Origin of the sequence: Staphylococcus sp. GDY8P131P (genome assembly GCF_017891975.1) — a bacterium.
GTDB lineage: Bacteria > Bacillota > Bacilli > Staphylococcales > Staphylococcaceae > Staphylococcus > Staphylococcus nepalensis.
The window spans coordinates 520,398-533,884 of record NZ_JAESKF010000002.1 but is presented as its reverse complement, the minus strand read 5'-3'; the positions used below and the strand labels follow the sequence as shown (position 1 = coordinate 533,884).

General features: G+C 31.1%; 14 protein-coding genes. 11 read left to right on the top strand and 3 right to left on the bottom strand.

Translation table 11 applies throughout. The features are described 5' to 3' along the window. Positions 1-56 precede the first annotated feature (56 nt). Complete coding sequence (locus tag KA894_RS03155; RefSeq protein WP_096809944.1) at positions 57-305, bottom strand: hypothetical protein; 249 nt, start codon at positions 303-305, stop codon at positions 57-59. 512 nt (positions 306-817) lie between these two features. After that, positions 818-967 (bottom strand): 50S ribosomal protein L33, encoded by a 150-nt coding sequence (gene rpmG / locus KA894_RS03150; protein ID WP_017724369.1) that lies wholly within the window; start codon positions 965-967, stop codon positions 818-820. Between the two features lie 231 nt (positions 968-1,198). On the opposite strand from rpmG, the gene rpsN reads away from it, so the two are divergent. The 3 genes from rpsN (at position 1,199) to KA894_RS03135 (ending at position 3,671) form a co-directional block, all read left to right on the top strand. Continuing rightward, positions 1,199-1,468 carry a 30S ribosomal protein S14 gene (rpsN, locus tag KA894_RS03145; RefSeq protein WP_096809942.1) on the top strand — a complete coding sequence of 90 codons (270 nt, stop codon included), beginning with the start codon at positions 1,199-1,201 and terminating at the stop codon, positions 1,466-1,468. 191 nt (positions 1,469-1,659) lie between these two features. After that, positions 1,660-2,637, top strand: a complete 978-nt coding sequence (gene guaC / locus KA894_RS03140) for a GMP reductase (RefSeq protein ID WP_103373584.1) — start codon at positions 1,660-1,662, stop codon at positions 2,635-2,637. A 20-nt stretch (positions 2,638-2,657) separates the two neighbouring features. After that, on the top strand, positions 2,658-3,671 hold the full coding sequence (locus tag KA894_RS03135) for a CAP domain-containing protein (RefSeq protein ID WP_096809938.1): 1,014 nt from the start codon (positions 2,658-2,660) through the stop codon (positions 3,669-3,671). 198 nt (positions 3,672-3,869) lie between these two features. Here KA894_RS03135 and lexA read toward each other — a convergent pair whose 3' ends face one another. After that, positions 3,870-4,493, bottom strand: coding sequence for a transcriptional repressor LexA (gene lexA, locus KA894_RS03130; RefSeq protein WP_096809936.1), 624 nt, complete (start codon positions 4,491-4,493; stop codon positions 3,870-3,872). Positions 4,494-4,635: 142 nt separating this feature from the next. On the opposite strand from lexA, the gene sosA reads away from it, so the two are divergent. The 8 genes from sosA to sbcC all read left to right on the top strand — a co-directional run bounded on the left by sosA (position 4,636) and on the right by sbcC (position 13,456). Then, positions 4,636-4,869: a DNA damage-induced cell division inhibitor SosA gene (gene sosA / locus KA894_RS03125; RefSeq protein WP_096809933.1), complete on the top strand. Its 234-nt coding sequence runs from the start codon at positions 4,636-4,638 to the stop codon at positions 4,867-4,869. A gap of 126 nt (positions 4,870-4,995) precedes the next feature. Continuing rightward, positions 4,996-5,244, top strand: a complete 249-nt coding sequence (locus KA894_RS03120) for a DUF896 domain-containing protein (protein ID WP_103373586.1) — start codon at positions 4,996-4,998, stop codon at positions 5,242-5,244. Positions 5,245-5,320: 76 nt separating this feature from the next. Then, complete coding sequence (gene tkt, locus KA894_RS03115; protein ID WP_096809929.1) at positions 5,321-7,309, top strand: transketolase; 1,989 nt, start codon at positions 5,321-5,323, stop codon at positions 7,307-7,309. A 214-nt stretch (positions 7,310-7,523) separates the two neighbouring features. Then, entirely contained in the window at positions 7,524-7,763 is a 240-nt protein-coding gene (locus KA894_RS03110; protein WP_019467986.1) for a YneF family protein, read from the top strand. A 443-nt stretch (positions 7,764-8,206) separates the two neighbouring features. Continuing rightward, positions 8,207-8,392: a hypothetical protein gene (locus tag KA894_RS03105; RefSeq protein WP_096809903.1), complete on the top strand. Its 186-nt coding sequence runs from the start codon at positions 8,207-8,209 to the stop codon at positions 8,390-8,392. A 266-nt stretch (positions 8,393-8,658) separates the two neighbouring features. After that, positions 8,659-9,126 carry a CcdC family protein gene (locus KA894_RS03100; RefSeq protein ID WP_096809901.1) on the top strand — a complete coding sequence of 156 codons (468 nt, stop codon included), beginning with the start codon at positions 8,659-8,661 and terminating at the stop codon, positions 9,124-9,126. Between the two features lie 173 nt (positions 9,127-9,299). Then, entirely contained in the window at positions 9,300-10,433 is a 1,134-nt protein-coding gene (sbcD, locus tag KA894_RS03095; RefSeq protein ID WP_103373543.1) for an exonuclease subunit SbcD, read from the top strand. Beyond that, positions 10,430-13,456, top strand: coding sequence for an exonuclease subunit SbcC (sbcC, locus tag KA894_RS03090; protein ID WP_115342187.1), 3,027 nt, complete (start codon positions 10,430-10,432; stop codon positions 13,454-13,456). Before sbcD ends, sbcC begins: the two co-directional genes overlap by 4 nt. The last annotated feature ends 31 nt before the right edge of the window (positions 13,457-13,487 follow it).

Below are 13,487 nucleotides of genomic sequence, written 5' to 3'. Positions count from 1 at the left end.
AATGCTGAACAGGGCACATTAGATTTAAGCGTGTAAGTCATTTATTTTAATTTGAATTATCTTGTCTTTATACCTAAGAAATTTTGCGAATAGAAATGCATTTTTCCACAATTGTTACATAATAATGTTATTAACGGCGTTGGATCATTACCTAAGGAAGCAGTTAACAATGGTAGGAAATAATGACCATCTAAAATTTCAATATCAGGACGCTCGCAGTTACACACACTTTTATCTTTTGTTTTTTCAGTTATTGAATCAATAATGTGTTTTTTTTGTTCATCCGTAATGTGACGATTTTCCATATAAAAATTCCCTCCAATATATTTTATATACTTATTTCATTATAAGGGTAGTTATGATTTATTAGAAGACCTTAAATGCATTTAATAGTGATATTTAAGTATATTATTGTTAATTAACGCTTTGTTGTGTGATTTAATGTATTGTTTCAACCCAGTTACATAGCGCGGTGTATCATTAATAGAAATTAAAACTGAAGTGCCCATCGGTAGTGTAAGTTGCCCCTTATCATAATTTATATATATAAGTTGTCATGTTAATTTAGTTTAGCGGTGTTTATTAAATTATACGAAAAAGCCTTTTTGTACTAAATTCCATATTTTATAACGATTTTGTAACGTGTTGACGCCAGGGAAGTATATGAGTGAGAGACTATAGGCTTGAACCATACCTCATACCTCAGGCAAGCATGCACGACCAAAACTGTAAGATTTTAAATAAAAAAAGAGCTAACCCATTACGGATTAGCTCTTCTTTTTAAGTGTCGTATTAAAAAGATAATGAAAGCACAGAATTATTTAGTTTCACGATGTAAAGTGTATTTATTTAATCGTGGGCAGAATTTTTTAAGTTCAATACGTTCTGGATTGTTACGCTTGTTTTTAGTACTGATGTAGTTACGATCGCCACATTCTGTACAAGCTAATGTAATATTTACGCGCAAAATTAACACCTCTTTCTTAAGCAGGAATCATTACGTTTTAAAATGATACCATAATTAATCAATATATTCAATGAAAAATGCTTTACTTAACTTGAAGATATCCTAATATACCTAACTATTATACCCCTTTTAAAAAATAATTTTCAATGACCAAATCGTTTTAGTTTGATTTATGAAAAGCATATGTTAATATTTAAAACGTAACGATTACGATTTAAAGGAGAGAAAGATATGGCAAAAAAATCAAAAATTGCTAAAGAAGAAAAAAGAGAACGCTTAGTTGCTCAATATTATGAATTAAGAAAAGAGTTAAAAGCAAAAGGCGATTACGAAGCATTAAGAAAATTGCCTAGAGATGCTTCACCTACAAGACTAACACGCAGATGTAAGGTGAGTGGGCGTCCAAGAGGTGTATTAAGAAAGTTTGAAATGTCACGAATTGCATTTAGAGATTATGCACATAAAGGCCAAATTCCTGGTGTTAAAAAATCAAGTTGGTAAAATCAGACTTTAGTTCATTTACATTTAGAGTGAAACCATGTATATTATCTATTGGTAAAGATAAATAAAATGCTATTGTTTGGAAATAATCCTAATATATAGGATTATTTCCTTAGATAATTGTTGAATTCATTTAAAAATCTTACCTTTAAATACTGTTTCACTATTAAATGTTAGGGGTTTATATAATTATGAAAATATTTGATTATGAAGATATCCAGCTTATACCAAATAAATGTATTGTGAATAGTCGCTCAGAATGTGATACTGCAGTGAAATTCGGACCAAAAGAATTTAAATTACCTGTTGTGCCTGCAAATATGCAAACAGTGATGAATGAAACTTTGGCAGAATGGTTTGCTGAAAACGAATATTTCTATATTATGCATAGATTTGACGAAGCAGCACGTATACCTTTTGTGAAAAAAATGCATAGCAAAGGCTTGTTTGCTTCTATTTCAGTTGGCATTAAAGCACGTGAATTTGAATTTGTTGAAAAAATGGCAAACGATGGTGTAATTCCTGAATATATTACAATTGATATTGCACACGGTCATTCAGATGCTGTAATCCATATGATTCAACATATTAAAAAACATATTCCTGATTCCTTTGTTATTGCAGGTAATGTTGGGACGCCTGAAGGAGTTCGAGAATTAGAAAATGCGGGTGCAGATGCAACGAAAGTAGGTATTGGGCCTGGCCGCGTTTGTATTACTAAAATCAAAACAGGATTTGGTACAGGCGGTTGGCAATTAGCTGCTTTAAATCATTGTAGTAAAGCAGCACGTAAACCAATCATAGCTGATGGAGGTATTAGAACGCATGGTGATATTGCTAAATCAATTCGATTTGGTGCATCTATGGTAATGATAGGTTCATTATTTGCTGCTCATGAAGAATCTCCTGGCGAAACGGTTGAATTAGATGGTAAATTATATAAAGAGTATTTCGGTAGTGCATCTGAATTCCAAAAAGGTGAACATAAAAACGTTGAAGGTAAAAAAATGTTTGTTGAACATAAAGGTTCATTAATGGATACATTAGTTGAAATGCAACAAGATTTACAGAGTTCAATCTCATATGCAGGGGGTAACGATTTAAATTCATTAACTAAAGTGGATTATGTCATAGTTAGAAATTCTATTTTCAATGGAGATAGAGACTAATAATATAGTAGGTGTAAAAAATTAAACGATTTTTATTATATGTAATTGTACTTCTGTTAATTGTGTTAATTACTCCAATTAAAGAATTTGCACCGCTAGAATCGTTGCAGCAACAATTTAAATCAAAAGTAGACAGTTGGTCATCTGATAAGCCTTTAACTGAAAATACCTTAAAAGTACCTGATGAACAAGATTTTGCTTTGAATAATATTCAAATGAATATGTCTAAGGAAGAAGTAGAAGAAAAATTAGGTAAAGCAAAGCGTGTTACTTCAAACGAATATGGTACGAATTGGCATACGTATTATTCTGACGATTACAGAAGTTTTGTTATGGTGAGTTATATTAAAGATAAAGTAAATGGTTTGTATAGTAATCAAAATGTTATTTCTTCTAAATCTAAAATAAAATATAATTCTCCGAAAGATACAGTTAGAGATCGATTAGGTGACCCTATATCAACAAAACAAAAAGGTCATATAAATATAGACGTGCAAGATAGTGAATTTGACAATTTTAAAAAAGACAATATTTATACTACAGCATTTTATGACAAACATAACCAAAACCACTTAACAGCATTATTATTAATTAGTGAAGAAATGGAAAATAGACTTCAACAACAATATGGGGCACCGTCGGATAATTTAGCTAAGAGCTTTGAATTGCAAAATTTTGACTTAGTAAACGCTGAAAGAGTGCAACATGGTTTAAATACTTTAGATTATTCAACAACTATTTCTGATACAGCACGTAAGCACAGTACTGATATGGCAGAAAATAACTATTTTAATCATGATAATTTGAGTGGAGATTCTCCGTTTGATCGTTTAGAAAGTGATGGACACGATTTTAATGCAGCCGGAGAAAACTTAGCTTATGGTCAACAAAGTAGTATTTATGCCCATCAAGGTTTAATGAATTCTTTAGGACATAGAAAGAACATTCTTAAAAAAGAATTTCGAACATTAGGTGTCGGCGTTGATTTTAATGAACAAAGACAACCTTATTGGACTGAAAATTACACTGGATAGTGTTTACGATTTGTTGAATGAGGGTATCTGTAACCTGTGAGGATGAGATATTATGACAACAAATAAAAAAGATCAAACAGAAGATATACTAGAAAAAGTTAAAGACGTTTTAGAAAAGAATGACGAAAAATAAGAGGTTGCGCTCAACGCGCAACCTCTTATTTTTGTTGAGAGTGTCTTTACTTACAAATAAAATAATTAAATTTCTCTGAAAAGCCCAACGACTTTGCCTAAAACAGTGACTTGGTCTAAATAAATAGGAGACATTGTACTATTTTCCGGTTGCAAACGATAACGTGTTTTTTCTTTATAAAAACGTTTGACTGTAGCTTCATTTTCTTCAGTCATTGCAACAATAATATCACCGTTTTCAGCAATTGTTTGGCTTCTGACTATAACTTTATCTCCATCTAATATACCAGCTTCGATCATACTATCACCAACAACATTTAAGATGAAAATGTCACTGTTATGCGTAGAAGTAAAATGTTCTGGTAATGGAAAGTATTCTTCAACATTTTCGACGGCAGTAATAGGAATACCTGCCGTTACTTTTCCAATTACTGGTACATGTATCGTTGATTCCATATTTGCAGATTCGCCTAGTTGTTCAGTTACAATTTCTATTGCACGGGGCTTGGTTGGATCTCTTTTTATATAGCCTTTTTCTTCTAGTCTTGATAAATGTCCATGTACGGTAGAGCTTGAAGCTAAACCCACAGCTTCACCAATTTCTCGAACACTTGGTGGATATCCTTTTGAATGAACGGTCTGTTTGATATATTCAAAAATTTCATTTTGGCGTTTTGTTAATTCTCTCATAATAGGCACTCCCTACGTTAATTTGTTTTTATTATAGCATGCATGATTCTTTTTTACAAACGTTTGTTCGTTTCAAGGTTGACTAGGAACAGATGTTCTGTTAGAGTTTAGACACAAACAAACGTTCTAGGAGTGACTTATAATGTTCAAATTATATATACATCAAATAAAGCCTTACTTCGTAGTCCTATTAGTTACTATGATTTTAAGTTCTATATTTATTTTAAGTGCACATAATAATGCTGAGTCGGAACAAACGTACGAAATGACAGATCATCAAATCCAAAACAACTCAATTCAAAACGAACAATATCAAATGGATTCAGTGGAAAAAAGCGAACAGAGCAATAAGCCATTTTTGGCAAGAGCAAAATAGAAATATCAAACATTAATTTATTTGGGAGTAAATTAATTGTCTGGTACATATGAAAGTGAGCGGAACTATTTCGTTTCGTTCACTTTTTTGTTATATTTTTTATATTATGAATTACGGAGGTTTAGTATGGCTAAAAACGATGCCGTAGATATCAAGCGTATAAATGAATTAGCAAAAAAGAAAAAAGAAGAAGGATTAACTGAATCTGAGGCTAAAGAACAATCTAAATTAAGAAAAGCGTATTTAGACTCTTTCAGAGATAATTTTAAAAAACAAATTGAAAATACTAGAGTAATTGATCCTGAAGGTAACGATGTAACACCTGAAAAAGTTAAAAAAATATTAGATTCAAAAGACAAAAAAGATAACAACTAAATCAATTTTTTGTTAAACAAACCTCAAATAATGTATAATGGTAATGAATCTTGCTATAAGAAAGGAAGTCATTTAGATGAATAAAGAAAAAGATCAATTAGCAATAGATACGATTAGAGCTTTAAGTATCGATGCTGTTGAGCAAGCAAACTCAGGACACCCTGGATTACCAATGGGTGCTGCTCCAATGGCATATACTTTATGGACACGCCATTTAAATTTCAACCCCCAATCAAAAGATTTCTTCGATAGAGATCGTTTTGTATTGTCTGCTGGTCATGGTTCTGCATTACTTTATAGTTTATTACATGTTTCAGGTAGTTTAGAATTAGATGAATTAAAACAATTTAGACAATGGGGCTCAAAAACACCAGGACATCCTGAATTCAGACATACTGATGGTGTGGAAGTAACTACAGGTCCATTAGGTCAAGGTTTTGCTATGTCTGTAGGTATGGCTATGGCTGAAAAACATCTTGCTGGTAAGTTTAACAAAGAAGATGCTAATGTAGTAGACCATTACACTTATGTACTAGCTTCTGATGGAGATTTAATGGAAGGTATTTCACATGAGGCGGCTTCATTAGCTGGTCATACGAAATTAGATAAACTTATTGTATTATATGATTCAAATGATATTTCTTTAGATGGAGATTTAAACAAAGCTTTTTCTGAAGATGTTAAGACTCGCTTTGAATCATATGGTTGGAAACACATTTTAATTGAAGATGGTAACGATATCGAAGCAATTGATAAAGCAATTGAAGAAGCAAAAGCTTCGGATGTACCAACAATGATTGAAGTTAAAACAATTATTGGTTACGGTGCACCAAACAAACAAGATTCTCATGGTGTGCACGGTGCGCCATTAGGTGAAGATGAAAGAAAATTAGCTTTAGAAAATTATGGTTTAGATCCTGAAAAACGATTCAACGTTCCAGATGAAGTTTATGAAATCTTCCAACAATCAATGCTAAAACGTGCAAACGAAAAAGAAGAAAGCTGGAACAAACTTGTTGAAACATACAGTGAAAAATATCCAGAATTAGCAGAAGAATTCAAATTGGCAATCAGTGGTAAATTACCAGCTAATTACGCTGATGCATTACCAGAATTTGAAGCTGGCCACAGTGGTGCGTCACGTGCAGATTCTGGAGAAGTTATTCAAGCGTTAAGTAAAACAGTACCTTCATTCTTTGGTGGTTCAGCTGACTTAGCTGGCTCAAACAAATCAAATGTAAAAGATGCTGTTGATTTTGATAAAGATACACCTGAAGGTAAAAATATCTGGTTTGGTGTTCGTGAATTCGCTATGGCTGCCGCAGTAAATGGTATGGCTGCACACGGTGGTTTACATCCATATGGTGCAACATTCTTCGTATTCAGTGACTATTTAAAACCAGCGCTTCGTTTATCTGCAATCATGGGCTTAAATTCAACATTTATTTTTACGCATGATTCCATTGCAGTGGGTGAAGATGGACCGACACATGAACCAATTGAACAATTAGCTGGTTTACGTGCCATCCCTAATATGAATGTTATCCGTCCAGCAGATGGTAACGAAACTCGTGTAGCTTGGGAAATAGCACTAGAAGCAGGATCAACACCGACATCATTAGTACTTACACGCCAAAACTTAACTACAATGGACTTGCCTAAAGAAACTGTAGAAGAAGGTGTACGTAAAGGTGCTTATGTAGTGTTTGAATCAGATAAAGCGCCAGAATTCTTGTTATTAGCAACAGGTTCAGAAGTTAATTTAGCTATTGAAGCTGCTAAAGACTTAGAAGCACAAGGTAAAGGTGTACGTGTTGTTTCTATGCCAAACTGGAACGCATTTGATCAACAAACAGATGAATATAAAGCATCTGTTTTACCGCCATCTATTACTAAACGTGTTGCTATTGAAATGGCTTCGCCACTTGGTTGGCATAAATATGTTGGTACTGAAGGTAAAGTAATCGGTATCGACGGATTTGGCGCAAGCGCTCCTGGTGATTTAGTAGTCGAAAAATATGGTTTCACTAAAGAAAATGTATTAAACCAAATTCAAACATTTTAAGTAGTTAAAGCTTAAACAAATATAAAAAAGTTTGGTATGAGAGCGATAGCTCTCATACCAATTTTTTATTATAAATAAAATTTGGATTATATTTACAAACTGAATTTATAATTGATATAATACATAAGGTTGGAAGTATAACTTAATTGAGTAGCTCTTGAAAAGGAGCACTTATTTTAGTAAAATTCATTAGGATAGGAAAGTGGGTGAAACAATGGCAACTTGGTTAGCGATTTTATTAATCGTGTTAGCACTAATTCTAGGACTAGTCGGTGGATTTTTCCTTGCAAGAAAATATATGATGGATTATCTGAAAAAGAACCCACCAATTAATGAAGAAATGCTACGAATGATGATGATGCAAATGGGTCAAAAACCATCTCAAAAGAAAATAAATCAAATGATGACAATGATGAACAAAAATCAAGACGACGCATTCAAGAAGAAAAAATAGCGCGTCATAAAAGGGCTGAATACTACTTTAGACAAGTAGTCATCAGCCCTTATTTTTAATTTGGTAGCATAAAGCATTTATTCACATTTGTAGTTTCAAATGCGTTATTTTATATTTCGCTCACTTTTTTGCTGTTCATGTGTAAGTCCACGAAAATAGACTTTTGTTTCACAATTTTTGAACCTTGTTAAATTTTGGCTGATTATAAAAATGCCATATGCTTGTATATAAAAAGGGTCTAATAACCACATGTTAGTATTTTATATTATTTTAAATCTTTGTCTATTTTTTAATATTAGGTCTCTCTTTTTAGACTTTTTTTAAATGAATATGAATTACTTTAAATAGTGAAAGTATGATATTTATTTTTTAAATATTCAGTAAATATTTGATTGTAAAATCAAATTTGTTATAATTTGTATATATAAGGGAGGTATAAATAAGTGAAGAGTGCTTATGACATGGAAGATAAAGAAGTTTTAGATCGACTAGCAAATATGCATATTAACTTTTCTACCGATGAAGAATTCAAACGATATCATAATGCAATGCAAATGCATGATATGAACTACCTTAGATACACTTTAGAAAATGCGTTATCAGCATGCGATAGTACACGCGCTATTTAAATAATGAAAGATAAGATAAGTCTTTAACAAGGCTTATTTTATTTTGGATTCATCTTCCAATATACTTCCCGTGATTGAGCATGTTATTTTAAGATAACTAATGTATAAACAGCTCTGTTTATTGTTTTGAGCCAATCCATACATGTTGAAGAATGCAATAAAATATAACATGCGATGTTTTAATTTAAAAATACTGAATATTAAATGGTTAAGTGATATACTATTCAAGGTGAGAGTTAAGCTAGTAACTTAAAGAAGGTGTAAGCATGTTATATTTAGTATTTTCTATAGTAGTAGCTTTTTTAATGGGTATTGGCGTTATTTTTGTAAGAATGAAAGCACAAGAATACCCAGTAAATGAAAAGAAAATCGTTCTACCTCCTTTCTTCATGGCAACAGGTGCACTTATGTATGTGGTACCTTACTTTAGATTAACAGGTATTGAAATCATAGAATGTATTATATTAGGTGTTCTTTTTTCAACAGTATTGATATGGACATCTAAATTTGAAACACAGGGTAGTGAAATATATATGAAGCGTTCCAAAGCTTTTCCTATCATTTTAATTTCGCTATTACTAATTAGAACTATAATCAAAATATTTGTTAGTAATCAAATTGATCCAGGGGAAATTGCTGGTATGTTCTTCTTACTTGCATTTTGCATGATTGTACCATGGAGATTAGCCATGTTATATAAATATAAAAAAATTAAAAGAACTTTAATAGATTGAGTTTGAAATAACTACATCCCAGAAATTGAATATATTTGGTATTAAGAGGCTGCTAAATTTCCTTGTTTCGTAGGGGTTAAGTAGCCTATTTTTTTATCATGAAACTATACTTGTGTGATAATGAGGCATATTGTAATATAAAAGCGAACAAAGGTTCTTACAGGAGTGGTAATATGAAAGTGATACATACAGCAGATTGGCACTTAGGCAAAATTTTGAATGGAAAATCATTGCTTGAAGACCAATCTTATATATTAGAATCATTTATAAAAGCAATGGTAGATGAACAACCTGATGTGATTGTAATTGCAGGTGATTTATATGATACAAGTTACCCTAACAAAGAAGCAATTCAATTATTAGAAAGTACAATAAATACATTAAATTTAGAAATGAATATGCCATTAATTATGATTAATGGCAACCATGACAGTAAAGAAAGACTCAATTATGGTTCAAAATGGTTTGAGAAATCTCAACTTTATATTCGGACTTCGCTTGAAGATATGGCAAGTCCTGTTTCAATAGGGAATATTGATTTTTATACTTTACCATTTTCTACAGTTAATGAAACAAGTTATTTCTTTGGTGATAAAATGATTGAAACGCATCAGCAAGCTTTATCGAAATCCATTGAATATATGACGCAGCATTTGGATCGAGATAAGACGAATATGTTAGTAGGTCACCTTACTGTCCAAGGCGGAATTAGAACTGAATCTGAGAGACCATTAACAATTGGTACAGTTGAATCAGTTGAAGAAAGTTCATTTCAACGTTTCGATCAAGTATTGTTAGGTCATCTACATCATCCTTTTAGTATCAATTCTAATTTTGTACATTACAGTGGCTCATTATTACAATATTCTTTTTCAGAATCTACACAACCAAAAGGTTACAGAGTAATTGAAATAATTGATAATGAAATTAAAAGTAAATTTAGACCTTTAACCCCTTTAAGGCAATTGGAGGTAGTTGAAGGAAATTATGATGATGCAATCCAAGAAAAACTAGAGATAAAAGACAAATATAATTACTTACATTTCAAGCTGAAGCATATGTCACATGTCAGTGATCCAATGATGCATTTAAAACAAATTTATCCTAATACATTAGCGCTTACAAACAAAACTTTTGAGTTTAATACACCCATTCATCACGAAAACATTGAAATTCAAAAATTAGATGATGAAACAATTATTAATAAATTTTATGAAAATATTACGAATGAAACTTTAACTAGTGTTCAAAATAAAAAAATCGGTAAAGTATTAAACGAATTACTTGAAGGAGGCCAAACTCATTGAGACCTTTAACATTAAAGCTAAAAAACTTTGGTCCTTTCTTGGATGAAACTATTGATTTTCAACAAGTTAATGACGACCAGTTGTTTTTAATTAGTGGGAAGACGGGTTCTGGGAAAACAATGATATTTGATGCTATTGTATTTGCATTGTTCGGAGAAGCATCCACTAAAGATAGAAGTGAGAGTGATTTACGAAGTCATTTTGCAGACGGTAAAACACCAATGTCTGTAGAATTCGAATTTAAATTAAGAAACACAATTTTTAAAATTAATCGCCAAGGTTCATTTATAAAAGAAGGAAATAAAAATAAAACGCTCGGTCAACTTGCTATATACCAATTGGAAGATGTATTTGAATTACGAGAAAGCAAAGTAAATGCTGGTAACCAATTTATTAAAGCATTATTGGGAGTCAATACTGAACAGTTTAGACAACTGTTTATCTTACCTCAAGGTGAGTTTAAACGATTTTTATTATCTAAAAGTATAGAGAAGCAAGAAATATTAAGAACGCTTTTTAATAGTCAAAGATTCGAAGAAATACAAGCAATGCTAAATGATGACGTAAAAAAAGTAAGAATACAAATTGAAAAGCGATATCACGCGCTTGAGACAGATTGGGAAGATTTAGAAACGTTTAATATGGACACTTTAAATGAATATAAAGCAATAAATGCAAGACAGACTAATAAAATTAAATCTGTATTACCAGAATTTAAAATAATAGGTGAGACTATTCAAAATGATTTAATTGCTAAAAGAGATAAATGTAAAGAAACATTTGAAAAGATTGAGCGCCAATTAAATACCAATCTAAAACTTCAAGAAGCGATGACAAACCTTGAACAAAAACAAACAGAGTACAATAAATTGTTATCAGAAGAAAATAATATCCAAAATCAAATGAAACTGTTAAAAGAGATTAATGAAGTAAGACCTTTAGCAAATTTATTTGATACTAAAGAAAAATTACTAAAAAAGCATGACGAAATAAAAGTAAATATTTCAAAAAAAGCGGCTTACATAGCAAATTTAAACGAACAATTAGAGAAAAATAAAAAACAATTCAAAAATCACCAATCTTTAACTCAATCTATAGAAAAATCTAAGATATTTATAGAAAACTGCAAATTATTTTATAACAAATATGATAAATATAAAACTGCATACTTAAAAATTGGAAGTTTAAAAAATGAATATACAAAACTTGAAGATGATTATAAAAAAGAAAAGAAGCAGCTTAATACTTATATAGCGCAATTAAACGGGAGGGAACCCGATTATAAAAAAATTGAACAACTCAATGAAAAAATACACAAATTGGATAACGATATTAAAACATATAAGCAAAATGAACAACACAAAAATGAATATCTTAAATTACAAGAAAAAAAAGCTGACAAAACAGCTAGAAAAAAACAAATTGATGTTAACTTAAGCACAGCGGAAGAGGAATATCAAAAGATTGATAAAACAAATATTGATTTAAATAATAAACAAGAAATTATCTCGAAAATACAAGCAGCAATTGCTCAAGGAGACACGTGTCCTGTTTGTGGAAATGAAGTTCATACATTAGAAGCACATATAGATTTTGATGAACTCACAACAAGACATGAGAAAATAGCCGAACTGGAACAAAAACATACAGATTTAAAAGAACAAAAAATTAAATTGGATAGTGAAATCCATTATATACTTGAGCAGTTAAATAAATTTAATCTGGACGAGTTAGAAAAAACCAATTATAAAGCACTTGAACAATGTATGAGGGAAGTTTCAAAAACTAAAATACAATTAGAAACCGAAAACGAAACAATTACAAAGCTTAAAGACAAAGTAATGACATTAAACCAAAAAATTCATGAATTTGAACTAAATCTCAAAACGAAGCAATTTGAATTAGATGAATTTACAACCGCTATCAATGATTTTGAAAGCGCCACAGCATATACAAACGTTGACACATTTATCAAGGCTTATGAAAAGGAATTAGGGAAAATAAATGATTACCAAAAAACATATGAATGCTTAGAACAACAGATTCAAAAAGACAGTAATAAATTATCGTTAGAGCTAAATGATCAAGATCATCTTAAAACGACATTAGAGAGTTTAAATAGGGACATTGAAGATTCCAATAACAAAATTGATGAAGAAATGAACAGAATTGGCTTTTCATCACTTAAGCAAGTAGAGCATACTATAAATGAAGTTCCAAACAAATCCAAAATCGAATTAGAAATAAATAAATACAATCAAGAAAAACAACATCTTGAAATTGTTATTGCACAGCTAAAATCAGAAATTGACAACAAAGCATTGCAAGATATTTCAGAGTTGAAATCCTCACATAAACAAGCAAAGCATAAATTAGACTACGCAAGTTCAATATTGAGTCAACATCATTACAAATTAGAGTTCAATCGAAAGAAAATAGAACAAATCAATAAAATTATTGATAATCTGGACAAAGAACTCCAAGAACAACAAGAGATTTTCCAATTAGCAGAAATTTTATCAGGCAAAAATGAACAAAAATTAACTTTAGAAAACTTTGTTTTAATATATTATTTGGAGCGTATATTAGCGCACGCCAACCAAAGATTATCATTAATGACTGGACAAAGATATCAATTGGTACGAAGAGAACAAACCTCTAAAGGATACAGTGGTTTAGAAATAGATGTTTTTGACTCGCATTCTAATAAAAAAAGACATATCACTTCTTTATCAGGAGGGGAAACGTTCCAAGCTTCTCTTGCATTAGCTTTAGGGCTTAGCGAAGTAGTACAACAAGAATCAGGGGGGATTGCTTTAGATTCTATGTTTATTGATGAAGGATTCGGTACATTAGATCAAGAAACACTTGAAACAGCTTTAGATACGCTGTTAAGTCTGAAATCTTCTGGGAGAATGGTGGGTATTATATCTCATGTGAGTGAATTAAAACAGCGTATTCCGCTTATTTTAGAAGTGAAAACAGACCAGTATCAAAGTACAACCCGCTTTAAAAAGCAATAAAATGTTTAAAAAAATAGCTGATAATCTCTGG